This window comes from Pseudomonas sp. PB103 (assembly GCF_009764635.1).
Lineage (GTDB): Bacteria > Pseudomonadota > Gammaproteobacteria > Pseudomonadales > Pseudomonadaceae > Aquipseudomonas.
The window spans coordinates 21464-40334 of sequence record NZ_RWIL01000055.1; the positions used below are offsets into that span (position 1 = coordinate 21464).

An 18871-nucleotide genomic window follows, 5' to 3' on the forward strand; every position below is an offset into this window, starting at 1 on the left:
GAAAGCCCTCACCATTTTGGTGATTTAAATATTTAAACCTTATATTTCAATACTTTATGTGCGTTATAAGCTTATAAAAAATAATCTTGCTCATTCGATTAACACCAGCTAGTTTTTATTCCTGACAGCGTTGGCAGGAATATATCTTCCAGCATCGACGTCTTATAAAACATATAGAACCGGTATAAGCCGGTCATGCCTGCGAGGAAGCTGCAATGTCTCTGTTGATCCGTGGCGCCACCGTTGTTACCCATGATGAAAGTTATCGCGCCGACGTCTATTGCGCCGACGGCGTGATCAAAGCCATCGGTGAAAACCTGGATATTCCCGCCGGTGCCGAAGTGCTCGACGGCAGCGGCCAATACCTGATGCCCGGCGGCATCGATCCGCACACCCACATGCAACTCCCATTCATGGGCACCGTGGCCAGCGAGGACTTCTACAGCGGCACGGCGGCCGGTCTGGCCGGCGGCACCACGTCGATCATCGATTTCGTCATCCCCAATCCGCAACAGTCGTTGATGGAAGCGTTTCATCAGTGGCGCGGCTGGGCCGAGAAATCGGCGTCGGATTATGGCTTCCACGTCGCTATCACCTGGTGGAGCGAGCAGGTGCGTGAGGAAATGGCCGAGCTGGTCAGCCAACACGGCATCAACAGCTTCAAGCATTTCATGGCCTACAAGAACGCGATCATGGCCGCCGACGACACGTTGGTAGCGAGTTTCGAGCGGTGTCTGGAGCTGGGCGCAGTGCCGACCGTGCATGCGGAAAACGGCGAGCTGGTTTATCACCTGCAACGCAAGTTGATGGCGCAAGGTATCACCGGGCCGGAAGCGCATCCGCTGTCGCGGCCTTCGCAGGTTGAAGGTGAAGCGGCGAGCCGAGCGATTCGTATTGCCGAGACCATCGGCACGCCGTTGTATCTGGTACACGTCTCGACCAAGGAAGCCCTCGACGAAATCACCTATGCGCGCAGCAAGGGCCAACCAGTTTACGGCGAAGTACTCGCCGGGCATCTGTTGCTCGACGACAGCGTCTATCAGCATCCGGACTGGCAGACCGCCGCCGGTTACGTGATGAGCCCGCCGTTTCGCCCTCTCGGTCATCAAGAGGCGCTGTGGCACGGTCTGCAGAACGGCAATCTGCACACCACCGCCACTGACCACTGCTGTTTCTGCGCCGAGCAGAAAGCCGCCGGGCGCGATGACTTCAGCAAGATTCCCAACGGCACCGCTGGCATTGAAGACCGCATGGCGGTGCTGTGGGATGAGGGGGTTAATTCCGGTCGTTTATCGATGCAGGATTTCGTCGCCCTCACCTCCACCAACACGGCGAAGATCTTCAATCTTTATCCGCGCAAAGGTGCGATTCGCGTCGGCGCCGATGCCGACCTGGTGCTGTGGGATCCGCAAGGCACGCGCACCATTTCCGCCAAGACCCACCATCAGCAGGTGGACTTCAACATCTTCGAAGGCAAGACCGTGCGCGGCGTGCCGAGCCATACCGTCAGCCAGGGCCGTTTGGTCTGGGCCGATGGCGACCTGCGCGCCGAGCGTGGCGCCGGACGGTATATCGAACGGCCGGCGTACCCGGCGGTGTTTGATTTGCTGAGCAAGCGGGCTGAGCAACATAAGCCTGTTGCTGTGAAACGCTGATAGCGGCCTTCGGCCTATCGCTGGCAAGCCAGCTCCCACATTTGCAATGCATTCCCCCTGTAGGAGCTGCCGAAGGCTGCGATCTTTTGATCTTGTTTTTTAGATCAAGATCAACAGATCGCAGCCTTCGGCAGCTCCTACACAGGGGATTTGGCCAATGCCCGATAGAGGCAGTTACTGTGAGGCAAAAAACCGTGATCGAGACCCTGAACCATCTCCCCCACCCGCACGAAAGTGCGGCCGCCCTCGCCGGCCATTTCACTGATCTGGCGCCGCCGCTCAATGACCGTCAGGCGCATCTGGAAGCCTCGCGCTGCCTGTATTGCTACGACGCGCCGTGCGTGAATGCGTGCCCGAGCGAGATCGACATCCCTTCGTTCATCCGCAATATCCATCAGGACAACGTGCCCGGTGCCGCGCAGAAAATCCTTTCGGCAAACATCCTCGGCGGCAGTTGCGCGCGGGTGTGTCCGACTGAAATTCTTTGCCAGCAAGCCTGCGTGCGCAATAACGCCCACGAATGTGCACCGGTGCTGATCGGTCTGCTGCAACGCTACGCCGTCGACAACGCGAACTTCAGCGAGCACCCGTTCCAGCGTGCCGCCGCCAGCGGTAAACGCATTGCCGTGGTCGGTGCCGGTCCTGCCGGTTTGTCCTGTGCGCACCGCAGCGCCATGCACGGGCATGATGTGGTGATTTTCGAAGCGCGGGAGAAGGCCGGCGGTCTCAATGAATACGGGATCGCCAAGTACAAACTGGTCGACGATTACGCGCAGAAGGAACTGGATTTCCTCCTGCAAATCGGCGGCATCGAAATTCGCCACGGGCAAAAGCTTGGCGAGAACCTGACCCTCAGCGAACTGCATCAGCAGTTCGACGCGGTGTTTCTTGGCCTCGGCCTGAATGCCAGCAAGCAGCTCGGCCTGGCCCACGAAGATGCACCGGGCCTGCTCGCCGCCACCGATTACATCCGTGAACTGCGTCAGGCCGATGACCTCACGCAACTGCCACTGGCCGAACGCTGCATCGTCCTCGGCGCCGGCAACACGGCGATCGACATGGCCGTGCAAATGGCCCGTCTCGGTGCTCGCGATGTCAATCTGGTGTATCGCCGAGGCGCGGCGGACATGGGCGCCACTGGCCACGAACAAGACATCGCCAAAGCCAATCAGGTACGCCTGTTGACGTGGGCGCAACCGGAAGAAGTGCTGCTCGACCATCAGGGCCACGTGCGCGGCATGCGTTTCGCCCGCACCGATCTGGTCGACGGGCGCCTGCAAACCACCGGCGAAACCTTCGAACTGGCCGCCGACGCGATCTTCAAAGCCATCGGCCAATCCTTCGACAGCAGCGCCCTCGCCGACCCGTTGGCCCGTGAGCTCAAGCGTCAGGGCGAACGCATTCAAGTCGACGAAAATCTGCGCACCAGCATCCCCGGTGTGTATGCCGGCGGTGACTGCACCAGCCTCGACCAAGACCTCACCGTGCAAGCTGTGCAGCACGGCAAACTCGCCGCCGAGGCGATCAACGCGCAACTGATGCTCAACGTGGAGGCTGCGTAAATGGCCGATCTCTCGATTGTCTTCGCCGGCATCAAAGCCCCGAATCCGTTCTGGCTGGCCTCCGCGCCGCCCACCGACAAAGCCTACAACGTCGTCCGCGCTTTCGAAGCGGGCTGGGGCGGCGTGGTCTGGAAAACCCTCGGTGAAGACCCGGCGGCGGTCAACGTTTCGTCGCGTTACTCGGCGCACTACGGCAACAACCGTGAAGTGCTGGGCATCAACAACATCGAGCTGATCACCGACCGCTCGCTGGAAATCAACCTGCGCGAAATCACTCAGGTGAAGAAGGACTGGCCGGATCGCGCAATCATCGTCTCGCTGATGGTGCCGTGCGTGGAAGAGTCGTGGAAACACATTCTGCCGCTGGTCGAAGCGACCGGCGCTGACGGCATCGAACTGAATTTCGGTTGCCCGCACGGCATGCCCGAGCGCGGCATGGGCGCGGCGGTCGGTCAGGTGCCGGAGTACGTCGAGCAGGTGACGCGCTGGTGCAAGACTTATTGCTCGCTGCCGGTGATCGTCAAACTGACGCCGAACATCACCGACATCCGCGTTGCCGCCCGCGCCGCCCATCGCGGTGGCGCCGATGCGGTGTCGCTGATCAATACGATCAACTCGATCACCAGTGTCGATCTGGAGCACATGGTCGCCCTGCCCACCGTCGGCAGCAAAAGCACGCATGGCGGTTATTGCGGCTCGGCGGTGAAGCCGATTGCGCTGAACATGGTCGCCGAGATTGCCCGCGATCCGCAGACCCAGGGCTTGCCGATCTGCGGCATTGGCGGCATCGGCAGTTGGCGCGACGCGGCGGAATTCATGGCGTTGGGCAGCGGCGCCGTGCAGGTGTGCACGGCGGCGATGCTGCATGGTTTCAGGATTGTCGAGGAGATGAAGGATGGCCTGTCGCGGTGGATGGACAGTCAGGGTTACGCCAGCATCAGTGAGTTTTCCGGGCGTGCGGTGGGCAATACCACGGACTGGAAGTACCTCGACATCAACTATCAGGTGATCGCGAAGATTGACCAGGCGGCGTGCATCGGTTGCGGGCGCTGCCACATTGCTTGCGAGGACACTTCACATCAGGCGATCGGCAGTTTGAAGCAGGCGGACGGCACGCATAAATATGAAGTGATCGATGACGAGTGTGTGGGCTGCAACCTGTGCCAGATCACCTGCCCGGTGGCGGACTGTATCGAGATGGTGCCGATGGAAACGGGCAAGCCGTTTCTGGACTGGAATCATGATCCGCGCAATCCCTACCATGTTGCGGTTTGACTGATCGTTCCCACGCTTTGCGTGGGAATGCAGCCCGGGACGCTCGGCGTCCCATTGGAACGCGGAGCGTCCCTAGAGGCATTCCCACGCAGAGCGTGGGAACGATCATGTAGGAGCTGCCGCAGGCTGCGATCTTTTGACTTAGGGTTCCAACCCGATCCCGCGCAGGATCACGCTCGTCACCGTCTGCACCGCCCGCTCGAACTGCATGTCCGACAGCGGCTGATGCTCGTTGAGGATATTCACCTGATGATCAAAATCGGCGTAATGCTGCGTCGACGCCCAGATCATGTACAGCAAACTCGACGGTTCCACCGGCAGAATCCGCTTGTCCTCGACCCACTGGCGAATCTTCGCCTCCTTCATCTTCGCCCAGTCATACAGGCTGACATCCAGCGCCTCGCCCAGCGTCGGCGCGCCGTGGATGATTTCGTTGGCCCAGACTTTCGAGCCATACGGTCGGCTGCGCGAATGGTTCATCTTGGCGCGGATGTAGCTGCTCAGCACCACGCGCGGGTCATCGAACATCTCGAAGCACAACGCGTCCTGCTTCCACACTTCCAGCAGGTCGAACAGCACCGCGCTGTACAGCTCGCTTTTGGTTGAGAAGTAGTAATGCAGGTTGGAACGCGGCAGTTGCACTTCGGCGGCGATGTCAGCCATGGCGGTGCTGCCGAAACCTTTTTCGGCGAAGACTTTTTCCGCCGCCAAAAGGATTTTTTCGACGTTACTGCGACGAATCTCGATCTTGTGATTGCCCATGTGGGCTCCCTGACAACAACGTTGCCCAAGACTAGCATCCGCTCTGGTGCGCGGGCGACCGCTGCAAACAAAACTTCGTATCGCCGCGAGGGGATGGCTAAACTGACGTTTTTCGATCCTGCCCCAGAGGTATCCGCGATGCTGTTCAAGAACGTCATGACCACCACTGCCCTGCTCGCCTCGCTGTTCGCCGCATCTTCGGTATTTGCCCACGCCCACCTGAAAAGCCAGACCCCGGCCGCCGACAGCACCGTCGCTGCTCCAGCCGATTTGCGCCTGACCTTCTCCGAAGGCGTCGAAGCCAGTTTCACCAAAGTCACCGTGACGAAGGATGGCGCGCCGCTCGCTGTCAAAGCGCTGACCACCGAAGGCGACAAGAAAACCCTGATCGTCACCCCCGCCGCACCGCTGACGGCGGGCGAGTACAAAGTCGAATGGCACGCGGTGTCGGTCGACACGCACAAAAGCGAAGGCGCCTACCAGTTCAAGGTGGGCCAGTAATTCATGGGTGACGCGCTGGTGCTGTGCCGCTTTGTGCATTTCATCGTGGTGTTGATGCTGTTCGGGGCCTGGCTGTTCAGGCCGTTGCTGCTCAAGGATGAAGCGCTACAAGTGGACCGGCACCTGGCGCGATTGGCGCGCTGGCTGACCGCGATTGCACTGGCCAGCGGGATTGCCTGGGCGCTGTTGATTACCGCGAGCATGGCTGGTTCTGCTGCTGCCGCGTTCGATCCAGACACCGTTGCGTTGGTGCTGGGCAATACGTTTTTTGGTCAGATATGGCGCTGGCACCTGCTGATCAACGCCGCGCTGTTGGCGTTGTTGTTTACGCCGTGGCGCTCAAGCATGCCGCTGCGGTTGGGTTTGAGTGGCTTGCTGTTGGTGACGCTGGCCCCGGTCGGGCATGGGGCGATGCTCGATGGTTTGAGCGGGCAACTGCTGATTCTCAACCAGATCGTTCATCTGACCTGTGTGGCCGCGTGGTTGGGCGGGTTGTTGTTGCTGGTGATGATTTTGCGCCAGCCAACGGAACCTGTGCCGGTGGTTCTGCGGCGCTTCAGTGGCGTGGGTTATACGTTGGTCGCGGGACTGCTGATCACCGGGCTGATCAACGTGCGCGTGCTGACCGGGCAGTGGTGGCCGACACCGTTGTTCAGCGGGTTTGCCTTGATTCTGTTGATCAAGGCGCTGATCGTGCTGGGGATGCTTGGCTTGGCGCTGTTCAACCGCTTGCGGATTGATGATTGCGAACAGCGGATGGGCGCACTCAAGCGCAGCGTGATGCTGGAGTGGTTGCTCGGGATTGGCGCCGTCGCCGCCGTCTCCCTGCTCGGCACCCTGCCCCCGATGATCACAACCTGAAAATCAAAAGATCGCAGCCTTCGGCAGCTCCTACAGAGTACCCATGTAGGAGCTGCCGAAGGCTGCGATCTTTTGATCTTAATGGGGTTGGGTGTTGCCAGCGGCGGTGTCGATGCTGACCACCACCGACATCCCCGGCCGCAAGCGTTCCTCTTCCTGTTGATCCGCATCAATCGTGATCCGCACCGGCACCCGCTGGGCAATCTTCACAAAGTTGCCCGTGGCGTTATCCGCCTGCAACAGAGCAAATTCCGACCCGGTCCCCGGCGAAATATGCTGCACGTGCCCGGTGAATTTACGGTGGTTCAACGCATCGACGCTGAAGCGCACCGGCTGCCCGACCCGCACGTTGTCCATCTGGGTTTCCTTCATGTTGGCGATCACCCATTTCTGGTTCGGCACCAACGCCATCAACTGCGCCCCGGAGTTGACGTAAGCGCCGAGGCGCACGCCGATCTGCCCGAGCTGGCCGTCACGTGGCGCGACGATGCGCGTGTTCGACAGGTCGATCCGCGCCAGTTGCACCGCCGCTTCGGCGCTGGCCACCGCCGCTTCCAGCGAGCCGCGATTGACGATTACCGTTTGCAGATCCTGGCGGGCGATTTCCAGATTGGCCTTGGCCTGCGCCACGGCTGCAACGCTTTGCGCATTGGCCGCCAGTGCCACGTCCATCTCACGCTTGGACACCGAACCGTCGCTGACCAATTCCTTGTTGCGGCGCAGATCTGCCTCGCTTTTGCGCAACTGCGCTTCGCTGTCAGCCTGCACCGCCTGACGCAGTTTGATCGTCGCCTCGGCGCTGTTGCGTTGCTGCACGACGTTGGCCAACGCCGCCTTCTGCACCGCCAGTTGCGCCAGCGACTGGTCGAGGCGTTGCTGATAGATACGGTCGTCGAGGCGCACCAGCAAATCGCCGGCCTTCACGTACTGGAAATCCTGTACCGGCACTTCGAAAACATAACCGGCGAGCTGCGGGCCGATGATCGTCACCTGCCCGCGAATCAACGCATTTTCGGTGGTCTCGACCGCGCTGCTGAACGGCGGCAATTGCCAGGCATAGAGCACGATCAACACGCCGACGATGGCAATCGCGGCAAAGCCCATTGAAGAGATGACCCGCACCCGCAGCGAGCGCGGCTCGGTGTTCGGCGATGACGGCGGCGCCACACCTTCAGGCGTGGCGGCAATGGCATTGGTGGTAGTGGTGGTCGGTTCGGTCATGAAGAAATGGCACCGCTCGAAGGGGTGGATGGCGCAGGGGCGACGGCTTTGGTGGTGCTCATCAGCCACAGCGCGCGAATGGACAGCCAGATCATGGTCAGCACCGCAATCACGGCGATCAGCATGAACACATCGTTATAGGCCAGCACGTTGGCCTCACGAGTGGCGGCGTTGGCCAGGCTGCGAATACCCGCAAGGTTGCGCAGGCTCGGGTCGGCCAGCAACGGACCATACGCCGAGCCGCCGCTTTGCACGCGCGCCGCCACCAAAGGGTCAGACAGCGTCAGGTGCTCAACGATGTGACTGGAATGAAACTTCTCGCGGACGATCTGGAAGGTGCCCAGAAGCGCCGCGCCAAGCAGACCGCCGAGGTTATTGCAGATCCCGAACAGCACGGAAAAACTCACCAGGTTGCGCGGATTGGTCAGCACGTTGCGCGTGCCGAGGACCATGGTCGGGCCGAGGAAAAACGTGCTGCCGAAGGCCAACAGAAATTGACTGAAATAGAGGTTTTCCGGGCGGGTCAGGTTGTTGGAAGAACTGTCCATCACCGCCCCGGTGGCCATCAGACCCAGCGAGATGATCAACGGCATCAGCAGATGCTTGGGGTCGATCGTCAGCGCGCTGGTCAACAACCCCGCGACGCTGCCGATCAGCATCACCACGTACAGGCTGTGCAACTGCTCATAGCCCATGTTGAGGTTCTGCATGAATCCGACCGCCCCGGTGGACTGCTCCGAGGTGACCATACGAATCAGGGTCACCGCCAGCGCCAGACGGATCATCGTCCCGCTGCCAAGCCAACGGGTCATCAGCATCGGGTTGCTGCGATTATGTTCGATGGCCAGGCCGGCGAGAATCAGCACGATGGACGACGCCAGCGCGACGCCGATCCAGTCGGCCTCCAGCCACCAATCGATCCGCCCCAACGACAACACCGCGCACAACAACGCCACGCCGCTAGCGAGAATGGCGAAGGTGAGAAAGTCGAGTTTTTCGAAGGTTTTAAAGCGGTCGCCCGGCGGCAACTTGAGCATCAATACGCAGCCCAATGACAGCAGCGCCATGCCCAATTCGAACAGGTACAAGCCGCGCCATTCGGCGATTTGCAGCAAGTCTTCGGAGAACAGTCGCGCCAGCGGCAAGGCCAATTGCGAGGTGCCGAGACCAAGCACCAGCGCCTTCATTCGCCACTTCGCCGGGAACGCCTGGACCATGTAATACAGGCCCAGAGAGCTGAGGGCAGCACCGACCATGCCGTGCGCCGCACGTACCGCCACGGCGGAATTGAGGTCGTTGACGAACAAGTGACCGAAGGTCACCAGCGCATACAGCACCAGGAACACTTCGGTGAACGCGCGCAAACCGAACTGCTGACGAAACTTCACCAGCAGCAGGTTCATCGACACGTTGGTCATCACGTACGCTGCCGGCAGCCAGGCCATTTCTGCGGTGGTCGCGCCGAGGGCGCCCTGCAGATACGGCAGGTTGGCGACCACCAGCGAGTTGCCCAAACCACCGGTCACCGCCACCAGCACACCGACCAGCGCATAGGCCAGGCGCTTGGGGTTGGAGTGCAACGGCGTCGAGGGGGAACCGGGCAGACTGGGCTTCTCGTGCGGCTGCCAGTGGCGCGGGGCGTATTGATCCATTGAAAGGCCTTGTGCGGAAGGTGAGTGAAGTTTGCCGCAATTTCACCGGCAACACACATCCCATGGACAACACAAATCCCTGTAGGAGCTGTCGAGTGAAACGAGGCTGCGATCTTTTGATTTTAAAAAAGCCAGATCAAAAGATCGCAGCGTGCCGCAGCTCCTACAGGGTTATCGTACAACCGAGGGTTGACATTCCCGGGAAACGTAGGAAATATCCGCACCAGCGTTGTACGACGACGTATGACGAATAATAAAAACAACAAACGTAACAGGGAGCGTCACAGTGAGCACACTCGTCTGCAATTCCGTCCGCCCTTCGCGCTTTTCCACACTTCGCCCGCGTTCCACCCTTGGCCTGATCGGCTGCAGCAGCCTCGCCCTCGCCCTGCCAATGAGCGCCGAGGCTGAAGGTTTTCTTGAAGACAGCAAAGCCACGCTGAACCTGCGCAACGCCTATTTCAATCGCAACTTCGTCAACCCGGCCAACCCGCAAGGCAAGGCTGAAGAGTGGACGCAGAACTTCATCCTCGACGCAAAATCCGGCTTCACCCAAGGCACCGTCGGTTTCGGTCTCGACATCCTCGGCATGTACTCGCAGAAACTCGACGGCGGCAAGGGTACGGGCGGCACTCAACTGCTGCCGATTCACGATGACGGGCGCCCGGCCGACAATTTCGGGCGCATGGGCGTGGCGCTGAAAGCCAAGGTATCGAAGACAGAATTGAAAGTCGGCGAGTGGATGCCGGTGCTGCCGATCCTGCGATCCGACGATGGCCGTTCCCTGCCGCAGACCTTTCGCGGCGGCCAGATCACCTCCACCGAAATCAACGGCCTGTCCGTTTACGGCGGCCAGTTCCGCGGCAACAGCCCACGCAACGACGCGAGCATGGAAGACATGTCGATGAACGGCCGCGGTGCATTCACCTCGGATCGCTTCAACTTCGGTGGCGGTGAATACACCTTCAACGACAAGCGCACCCTGGTCGGCGTGTGGTACGCCGAACTCAGCGACATCTATCAGCAGCAGTATTTCAACCTCAGCCATAGCCAGCCGCTGGGCGACTGGACGCTGGGCGCCAACCTCGGATTCTTCACCGGTAAAGAAGACGGCAGCGCCCAGGCCGGCGACCTCGACAACAAGACCGCGTTCGCCATGCTCTCGGCCAAATACGGCGGCAACACCTTCTACGTCGGCCTGCAGAAACTCAGCGGCGACGACGCCTGGATGCGGGTCAACGGCACCAGCGGCGGCACCCTGGCTAACGACAGTTACAACGCCAGTTATGACAACGCCAAGGAACGCTCCTGGCAGTTGCGCCACGACTACAACTTCGTCGCCCTCGGCGTCCCCGGGTTGACGATGATGAACCGTTACATCAGCGGCGATAACGTACACACCGGGACCATCACCGACGGCAAGGAATGGGGGCGTGAGTCAGAGCTGGCCTATACCGTGCAGAGCGGGCCGCTGAAAAACCTCAACGTGAAATGGCGCAACGCGACGATCCGCCGGGACTTCAGCACCAACGAGTTTGATGAAAACCGGGTCTTTATCAGTTATCCGATTTCGTTGTTGTAGGCAGATCTCTTCTTACTCTGTGGGCGCGAGCCTACTCGCGAAGGCGTCCTGTCAGTCGATGCAAAAGTTGCCGCACCGGCCCCATCGCTGGCAAGCCAGCTCCCACAGGTATCGAAGTTATTTTCGATGTCCGTGGCCACCACAAAACTCTGTGGGAGCTGGCTTGCCAGCGATGGCGGCGGCAGATTCAACATTGATGTTGATCGAAACACCGCTTTCGCAAACAGGCGCGCTCCCACAGGGGAACCGCAATGCAAGGAGGGAATTGTGCTGAAGGAAGATCAATTGGCCTTCCGTCATTTACACCGAAAGTCGCGTTGACAAGTTCCGGAAATCCTACCGATACTTCAGCGCAGTCATACGACAACCTACAACAAACCTAATAACAAACGTGTAAGGGATTGCCATGACGTCTACCTCTGTTCCCCGCGCCCCGTTCAACCGTCTGCTGCTGACCGGCGCGGCCGGTGGCTTGGGCAAAGTTCTGCGCGAACGCCTGCGCCCTTATGCCAATGTCCTGCGTCTTTCCGACATTGCCGCCCTCACCCCGGCCATCGATGACCGTGAAGAAATCGTCCTCTGCGACCTGGCCGACAAACACGCCGTGCATCAACTGGTCGAAGGCGTCGACGCGATTCTGCATTTCGGCGGCGTCTCTGTTGAGCGGCCGTTCGAAGAGATCCTCGGCGCCAATATCTGCGGCGTCTTCCACATCTATGAAGCGGCGCGTCGGCATGGCGTGAAGCGGGTGATCTTCGCCAGCTCCAATCACGTCATCGGTTTCTACAAACAGGACGAGCCGCTCGACGCCAGCTCCGCCCGCCGCCCTGATGGCTACTACGGCTTGTCGAAGTCCTACGGCGAAGACATGGCGAGTTTCTATTTCGATCGCTACGGCATCGAGACCGTCAGCATTCGCATCGGCTCCTCGTTTCCCGAGCCGCAAAACCGTCGAATGATGCACACCTGGCTGAGCTTCGACGACCTCACGCAATTGCTCGAACACTCGCTGTACACGCCCAACGTCGGCCACACCGTGGTCTATGGCATGTCCGACAACAAGGACGTCTGGTGGGACAACCGCTTCGCCAGCCACCTCGGCTTCAAGGCCAGGGACAGCTCCGAAGTGTTCCGCGAAAAGGTCGAGGCGCAGCCGCTGCCCGCCGCCGATGATCCGGCGCGGATCTATCAGGGCGGCGCGTTTGTCGCTGCGGGCCCGTTCGGCGACTGATCGCTGCGAAACGACACAAAGGAATGAGTATGCAAGCCGAACTGATCGTCGATGCCCGCAATGCCGTGGGCGAAAGCCCGGTGTGGGTGCCGCAGGAAAACGCGCTGTACTGGGTCGATATTGCCAACGGCGGGTTGCAACGCTGGAGCGCCGACAGCGGCCATGTCCACGCCTGGAAAACCCCGGAGATGCTCGCCTGCATCGCTCGCCACAGCCGTGGCGGCTGGGTCGCCGGCATGGAAAGTGGCTTCTTTCATCTACAGCCGCACAGCGACGGCAGCCTCGACAGTGAGCGACTCGCCAGCGTCGAGCACGGCCGCAAAGACATGCGCCTCAACGATGGTCGCTGCGATCGTCAGGGCCGTTTCTGGGCCGGCAGCATGGTGTTGAACATGGGTCTGAACGCGCCCGAAGGTCGGCTCTATCGCTACGGTGCCGGGCAGTCTGGCGTGATTGCAGCGCAACTCGACGGCTTCATTGTGCCCAACGGCCTCGGCTTCAGCCCGGACGGCAAAACCCTGTACCTGTCCGATTCGCATCCCGACGTGCAATTGATCTGGGCGTTCGATTACGACACCGATACCGGCACACCGTCGAACCGCCGCATCTTCGTCGACATGAACCACTTCCCCGGCCGCCCCGATGGCGCCGCCGTGGACGCCGAAGGTTTCTACTGGATTTGCGCCAACGACGCCGGCCTCATCCACCGTTTCGCGCCGGATGGCCGGCTCGACTTCTCGCTGGCCGTGCCGGTGAAAAAACCGACCATGTGTGCCTTCGGCGGCAGCCGGATGGACACCCTTTTCGTCACCTCGATTCGCCCCGGCGATGACCACGATCCGCAATCCCTGGCCGGCGGCGTGTTCGCCCTCAACCCCGGGGTCAAAGGCCTTCACGAACCCGTGTTTGACGATTCCCTGTAACACCTGCACCGCTGCGCCTTGAACACAAAAATAACAAGACTGGAGACTCACCCCCATGTACTTCAAACGCACCTTGCTCGCCGTCGCTTTACCGCTCGCCTTCTCCCTCGCCAACGCCGCTCAGGCGCTGGAAATCAAGTTCGCCGACATTCACCCCGCCGGTTATCCGACCGTGGTTGCTGAAGAAAGCATGGGCAAAGCCCTGACCAAGGAAACCAACGGCGACCTCACCTTCAAGTACTTCCCGGGCGGTGTGCTCGGCTCGGAAAAAGAGGTCATCGAACAGGCACAGGTCGGCGCGATCCAGATGACCCGTGTCAGCCTCGGCATCGTCGGCCCGGTGGTGCCGGATGTGAACGTGTTCAACATGCCATTCATCTTCCGCGACCAGGCGCACATGCGCGCGGTCATCGATGGCGAAGTCGGCGATGCGATTCTCGACCGCATCACAAATTCCGAATTCGGCCTGGTGGCCCTGGCCTGGATGGACGGCGGCACGCGCAACATTTACACCAAGAAACCGGTGCGCAAACTCGAAGACCTCAAGGGCATGAAAATCCGCGTGCAGGGCAACCCGATGTTCATCGAAACCATCAACGCCATGGGCGGTAACGGCATTGCCATGGACACCGGTGAAATCTTCAGCGCCTTGCAGACCGGCGTCATCGACGGCGCGGAAAACAACCCGCCGACCCTGCTTGAACACAACCACTTCCAGAACGCCAAGTTCTACAGCCTGACCGGGCACTTGATCCTGCCCGAGCCGATCGTGATGTCGAAAATCACCTGGGAAAAACTCACCCCCGACCAGCAGACCCTGGTGAAGAAAGCCGCCAAGGCTGCGCAACTTGAAGAGCGCGCGCTGTGGGATGCGAAATCCGCCAGCAGCGAAGAAAAACTCAAGGCTGCCGGCGTCGAATTCATCACCGTCGACAAGAAACCCTTCTACGAGGCCACCGCCTCGGTTCGCGAGAAATACGGCGCGCCTTACGCCGATTTGATCAAGCGCATCGAAGCGGTGCAGTAACCCTCCCAGCCCTCAATGAAAGGCCCGGCAGCGCTGGCGTCCATCGACGTTAGCGGCTGCCCGGTTACGGTGGAACCCGATGAAGAATTCGCTGCTGCGCCTCAACGATGTTCTCTACATGACCTGTATCTGGATCGCCGGCCTGTCCGTACTCGCCATCGCCCTGATCATTCCCTGGGGCGTGTTCGCCCGTTACGCCCTCGGCACCGGCTCGAGCTGGCCGGAGCCGACCGCGATCCTGCTGATGATGGTCTTCACCTTCCTCGGCGCCGCCGCCAGTTATCGCGCCGGTGCACACATGGCCGTGGCGATGGTCACCGACCGTTTGCCACCGAACCTGCGCCGAACCATGAGCATCGTTTCGCAGCTATTGATGGCGACGATCTGCCTGTTCATGACCATTTGGGGCGCCAAGCTGTGCGCCTCGACCTGGAACCAGTTCATGAGCGCCCTGCCAACCTTGCGCGTTGGCATCACCTACATGCCGATCCCGGTGGGTGGCGCGCTGACGCTGGTGTTCGTTCTGGAAAAACTGTTGTTTGGCGACCAGAGCAACCGTCGGGTTGTGCGGTTTGATCTGGTTGAAGAAAGCGAAGGGGCTGCCTGATGGACGCATTGATTCTGCTGGGCAGTTTTATCGCTTTGATCCTGATGGGCATGCCGGTCGCCTACGCCCTCGGGCTGTCGGCGCTGATTGGCGCGTGGTGGATCGACATTCCGTTTCAGGCCTTGATGATTCAGGTCGCAGGCGGCGTGAACAAATTCTCGCTGCTGGCGATTCCGTTCTTCGTGCTGGCCGGGGCGATCATGGCCGAGGGCGGCATGTCGCGGCGGCTGGTGGCGTTTGCCGGCGTGCTGGTGGGTTTCGTGCGTGGCGGCCTGTCACTGGTCAACATCATGGCCTCGACGTTTTTCGGTGCGATCTCCGGCTCGTCGGTGGCCGACACCGCTTCGGTCGGTTCGGTGCTGATTCCGGAGATGGAGCGCAAAGGCTATCCGCGCGATTTCGCCACAGCAGTCACCGTCAGCGGTTCGGTGCAGGCGTTGCTGACACCGCCGAGCCACAACTCGGTGCTCTATTCGTTGGCGGCCGGCGGCACCGTGTCCATCGCCTCGCTGTTCATGGCCGGCGTGGTTCCGGGCCTGTTGATGAGCGCGTGCCTGATGGTGCTGTGCCTGATCTTCGCGCGCAAACGCGACTACCCGAAAGGCGAAGTGATTCCGCTGCGTGAAGCCCTGAAAATCTGCGGCGAAGCGCTGTGGGGGCTGATGGCGATGGTGATCATCCTCGGCGGGATTCTCTCGGGGATCTTTACCGCGACCGAGTCGGCAGCGATTGCCGTGCTCTGGGCGTTCTTCGTCACCATGTTCATCTACCGCGACTACAAGTGGAGCGAACTGCCGAAGCTGATGCACCGCACGGTACGGACGATTTCGATCGTGATGATCCTGATCGGTTTCGCCGCGAGCTTCGGCTACATCATGACCCTGATGCAGATCCCGGCGAAAATCACCACGCTGTTCCTGACCCTGTCGGACAACCGCTACGTGATCCTGATGTGCATCAACGTCATGCTGCTGTTGCTCGGCACGGTGATGGACATGGCGCCGCTGATCCTGATCCTCACGCCAATCCTGATGCCGGTGATTCTCGGCATCGGCGTCGATCCGGTGCAGTTCGGCATGATCATGCTGGTCAACCTGGGGATCGGGCTGATAACGCCGCCGGTGGGCGCGGTGCTGTTTGTCGGTTCGGCGGTGGGCAAAGTCAGTATCGAGAGCACGGTGAAGGCGCTGCTGCCGTTTTACGCGGTGCTGTTTCTGGTGTTGATGCTGGTCACCTACATTCCCGCCATTTCCCTGTGGCTACCGCATTTGGTGTTGTAACAACCTGAAAGATCGCAGCCTTCGGCAGCTCCTACAGAAATCGCATTCCATGTAGGAGCTGTCGAGTGAAACGAGGCTGCGATCTTTTGATCTTCAAATACTCAGGCACGCAACAACATATACCCCGCCACCACCAGACACACACTGGCAAACCCCACCTGCAACGCCCGCGCCGGCACTCGTGCGCACAGCTTGCGCCCGATGATCATGCCAACAACGCTGGCGACGATGAACGCCGCGCCCTGCCCGTCAATCCGCACACCGGCGTGAAACGAGCCGATCACCCCGATCACCGAAATCAGGCTGATCACCATCAACGATGTCGCGACAATCCCGCGCATCTGCACATCGGTCAGTTGCTTGAACGCCGGCACAATCAAAAACCCGCCGCCGACCCCGAGCAACCCGGAAACCACCCCGGTGATCGCGCCCAATGCGGCGAGGGTCGCGGTGCATTTGGCCGTCCAGTCAAAGCGCCCGGTTTCTTCATTGAGCATGCAGTTCTTCTGGCCCCAACTGGCGTGACCGTGATCGCTCGGCCCTTGCTGCTGGCGCTCGCGGCGCAGCATGCGCCAGGCCACCATGACCATCAGCAGGCTGAACAGAATCATCAGGATCTTCTCCGGCAACTGATGCGCGAAGTAGATCCCCAACGGCGAAAACACCGCACCCAACGCCGCAATCAACAGCGCCGCGCGATAGCGCACCAGGCCATGACGCAAGCCATCGATAGCGCCAACCGCCGCCGCACTGCCGACGGCAAACAAGGCCACCGGCGCCGCTTGCGTCATCGTCCAGCCAAGCCCCAGCACCAGCGCCGGCACGGCGAGAATGCCGCCACCGGCCCCGGTCAAGCCGAGGACCAACCCCATCACCACGCCAAACAGACTTGCCAGCAACATAGGGTTTTCTCAGTCGACCTTGGACACACGTGTCAGCCACTCACGGCCTTTGAGCATGCCGTTCCAGTAGAACCACGGCAGCAAAGTTGCCTTGAGCAACCACGCCGAACGCCGCGCCACGGTCGGGTCCAGTGGAAAGGTCGGCAGCAACTTACCGGCATAACCGAACTCGGCGAGGATCACTTTGCCCTTCTCGACCGTCAGCGGGCAGGAACCGTAACCGTCGTACTTCAGCGGCAACGGTTGTTGCTTGCGCAGGGCCAAGAGGTTTTCCGCTACCACCACGACTTGCTTGCGCACCGCCGCCGCGGTTTTCGCGTTGCTGGTGCCGCAGACATCGCCGAGGGCGAACACTTCGGGATAACGCGGATGCTGCAAGCTGTGCGGATTGACTTCGCACCAGCCGGCGGCGTCGGCCAGCGGACTTTGTGCGATGAAATCCGGCGAGACCTGCGGCGGCACAACGTGGAGCAGATCGAAGCTTTTCGCCTCGCGGGTGACGTTGCCGTCGGCGTCCTTGATCTCGAACCACGCGGTTTTCGCCGGGCCGTCGACCTTGACCAGGTTCGAGTTGAAGGCCAGTTGCGCATGGTATTTTTCGATGTACTTCATCAGTGGCGGGACGAACGTCGCCACGCCGAACAGCGCGGCGCCGGCGAGATTGAATTCGACGTTGATGTTGTTCAGTACACCGCTTTTGAGCCAGTGATCGCAGGACAGGTACAGGGCTTTTTGCGGCGCCCCGGCGCATTTGATCGGCATGGCCGGCTGGGTGAACAGCGCTTTGCCGCCGCGCAGTTTCTGCACCTGATCCCAGGTGTATTGCGCGTGCTGGTAGCTGTAGTTGGAGGTGACGCCGTGCTGACCCAGGCTTTCCTGCAAGCCCTCGATTTTCTCCCAGGCCAGGCGCAGGCCGGGGCAGACGATCAGGTTCTGGTAGCTGACCGAGCGTTGATCGTTGAGGGTGAGTTGGCGTTTGTCGGGATCAATGCCGGTGACGGCGGTTTGCAGCCAGTTGACCTGACGCGGCATCACTTTGGCCATGGGTCTTGCGGTGTCTTTCACGTCGTAGGCGCCGCCGCCGACCAACGTCCACGCCGGCTGGTAGTAATGGTGGGTGCTCGGCTCGATGACCGTGATGTTCAGGTGCGGATCACGCTTGAGCAGGCTGGCGACGAAACCGATGCCGGCCGTACCGCCGCCGATGACCACGATGTCTGCACTGATGGATGGGCCCCAGTGTTGATCGTTCATTGCTTGTTCCTTTTGCTGCACGCAAGGATTTTTCCGAGTCAACCACTAAACCTGTGGGAGCTGGCTTGCCAGCGATGGCGGCCTGTCCTTCACCATAGATGTCGGATGTGCCGGCCTCATCGCTGGCAAGCCAGCTCCCACAGGGTACGTGGTGTTCTGGCTGGCATTTATGGCTGTTCCCAGCTTTTGAGGACGGCACCGCAATAAAGCCCCGACAGGGTCTTCATCACTTGAATCACTTCGTGACTGGCGAGGCCGTAGAAAATGTACTTGCCTTCACGACGGGTCGCGACCAGCCCCTCATCCCTCAGGATGCCCAGTTGCTGGGACAGCGTTGGCTGACGCACGCCGGTCATGGTTTCCAGTTCGCCAACGTTGCGTTCGCCCTGAGTCAGCTGACACAAAATCAACAGGCGATCTTCATTGGCCAACGCCTTGAGCAGCGCACAAGCCTTGGAGGCCGAGGCACGCAGTTGGGCGACTTCACATTCGGTCAGACTGGATTGCATTTGCACGATGCCTTCAACGTCACTTAAGCTGCGAACATTATGTTTTTAGATAAAGTGTTGCAACCCA

The 18871-nt window shown here is 60.4% G+C and carries 17 protein-coding genes; 11 read left to right on the forward strand and 6 right to left on the reverse strand.

Annotated features, from left to right (window positions below; translation table 11 throughout):
- Window positions 1-215 precede the first annotated feature (215 nt).
- The 3 genes from hydA (at window position 216) to preA (ending at window position 4492) form a co-directional block, all read left to right on the forward strand.
- A complete protein-coding gene (gene hydA, locus EJA70_RS11385) occupies window positions 216-1655 on the forward strand; it encodes a dihydropyrimidinase (RefSeq protein WP_158830805.1) in 1440 nt (479 codons plus the stop codon).
- A gap of 194 nt (window positions 1656-1849) precedes the next feature.
- A complete protein-coding gene (locus tag EJA70_RS11390; protein ID WP_158830806.1) occupies window positions 1850-3217 on the forward strand; it encodes an NAD(P)-dependent oxidoreductase in 1368 nt (455 codons plus the stop codon).
- A complete protein-coding gene (preA, locus tag EJA70_RS11395; RefSeq protein ID WP_008081943.1) occupies window positions 3218-4492 on the forward strand; it encodes an NAD-dependent dihydropyrimidine dehydrogenase subunit PreA in 1275 nt (424 codons plus the stop codon).
- Window positions 4493-4633: 141 nt separating this feature from the next.
- Here the strand turns inward: preA and EJA70_RS11400 are convergent, their stop codons facing one another.
- A complete protein-coding gene (locus EJA70_RS11400) occupies window positions 4634-5254 on the reverse strand; it encodes a TetR/AcrR family transcriptional regulator (RefSeq protein ID WP_008081940.1) in 621 nt (206 codons plus the stop codon).
- Between the two features lie 138 nt (window positions 5255-5392).
- On the opposite strand from EJA70_RS11400, the gene copC reads away from it, so the two are divergent.
- Both copC and copD read left to right on the forward strand, forming a co-directional pair.
- Window positions 5393-5755, forward strand: coding sequence for a copper homeostasis periplasmic binding protein CopC (copC, locus tag EJA70_RS11405; RefSeq protein WP_158830807.1), 363 nt, complete (start codon window positions 5393-5395; stop codon window positions 5753-5755).
- A gap of 3 nt (window positions 5756-5758) precedes the next feature.
- Window positions 5759-6616, forward strand: a complete 858-nt coding sequence (copD, locus tag EJA70_RS11410) for a copper homeostasis membrane protein CopD (protein ID WP_158830808.1) — start codon at window positions 5759-5761, stop codon at window positions 6614-6616.
- A 78-nt stretch (window positions 6617-6694) separates the two neighbouring features.
- Here copD and EJA70_RS11415 read toward each other — a convergent pair whose 3' ends face one another.
- A complete protein-coding gene (locus EJA70_RS11415) occupies window positions 6695-7837 on the reverse strand; it encodes an HlyD family secretion protein (protein WP_158830809.1) in 1143 nt (380 codons plus the stop codon).
- Window positions 7834-9489, reverse strand: coding sequence for an MFS transporter (locus EJA70_RS11420; RefSeq protein ID WP_158830810.1), 1656 nt, complete (start codon window positions 9487-9489; stop codon window positions 7834-7836). The genes EJA70_RS11415 and EJA70_RS11420 overlap by 4 nt, the downstream gene beginning before the upstream one ends.
- 286 nt (window positions 9490-9775) lie before the next feature.
- Between EJA70_RS11420 and EJA70_RS11425 the strand changes: the two genes are divergently transcribed.
- The 6 genes from EJA70_RS11425 (at window position 9776) to EJA70_RS11450 (ending at window position 16139) form a co-directional block, all read left to right on the forward strand.
- A complete protein-coding gene (locus tag EJA70_RS11425; RefSeq protein ID WP_158830811.1) occupies window positions 9776-11071 on the forward strand; it encodes an OprD family porin in 1296 nt (431 codons plus the stop codon).
- Between the two features lie 406 nt (window positions 11072-11477).
- Window positions 11478-12302, forward strand: a complete 825-nt coding sequence (locus tag EJA70_RS11430; protein WP_158830812.1) for an NAD(P)-dependent oxidoreductase — start codon at window positions 11478-11480, stop codon at window positions 12300-12302.
- 29 nt (window positions 12303-12331) lie between these two features.
- A complete protein-coding gene (locus tag EJA70_RS11435; RefSeq protein WP_008087217.1) occupies window positions 12332-13225 on the forward strand; it encodes an SMP-30/gluconolactonase/LRE family protein in 894 nt (297 codons plus the stop codon).
- Between the two features lie 55 nt (window positions 13226-13280).
- The gene (locus tag EJA70_RS11440; protein WP_008087215.1) at window positions 13281-14252 is read left to right on the forward strand and encodes a TRAP transporter substrate-binding protein; all 972 of its coding nucleotides are present in this window, start codon (window positions 13281-13283) and stop codon (window positions 14250-14252) included.
- A gap of 79 nt (window positions 14253-14331) precedes the next feature.
- Complete coding sequence (locus tag EJA70_RS11445) at window positions 14332-14859, forward strand: TRAP transporter small permease (RefSeq protein ID WP_008087213.1); 528 nt, start codon at window positions 14332-14334, stop codon at window positions 14857-14859.
- Window positions 14859-16139, forward strand: coding sequence for a TRAP transporter large permease (locus EJA70_RS11450; RefSeq protein ID WP_158830813.1), 1281 nt, complete (start codon window positions 14859-14861; stop codon window positions 16137-16139). The genes EJA70_RS11445 and EJA70_RS11450 overlap by 1 nt, the downstream gene beginning before the upstream one ends.
- 101 nt (window positions 16140-16240) lie before the next feature.
- Here EJA70_RS11450 and EJA70_RS11455 read toward each other — a convergent pair whose 3' ends face one another.
- The 3 genes from EJA70_RS11455 to EJA70_RS11465 all read right to left on the reverse strand — a co-directional run bounded on the left by EJA70_RS11455 (window position 16241) and on the right by EJA70_RS11465 (window position 18804).
- A complete protein-coding gene (locus EJA70_RS11455) occupies window positions 16241-17041 on the reverse strand; it encodes a sulfite exporter TauE/SafE family protein (protein ID WP_158830814.1) in 801 nt (266 codons plus the stop codon).
- Between the two features lie 9 nt (window positions 17042-17050).
- Window positions 17051-18295, reverse strand: coding sequence for an FAD/NAD(P)-binding oxidoreductase (locus EJA70_RS11460; RefSeq protein WP_158830815.1), 1245 nt, complete (start codon window positions 18293-18295; stop codon window positions 17051-17053).
- A gap of 167 nt (window positions 18296-18462) precedes the next feature.
- Window positions 18463-18804, reverse strand: a complete 342-nt coding sequence (locus EJA70_RS11465) for a helix-turn-helix transcriptional regulator (protein WP_008086967.1) — start codon at window positions 18802-18804, stop codon at window positions 18463-18465.
- Between the last annotated feature and the right edge of the window lie 67 nt (window positions 18805-18871).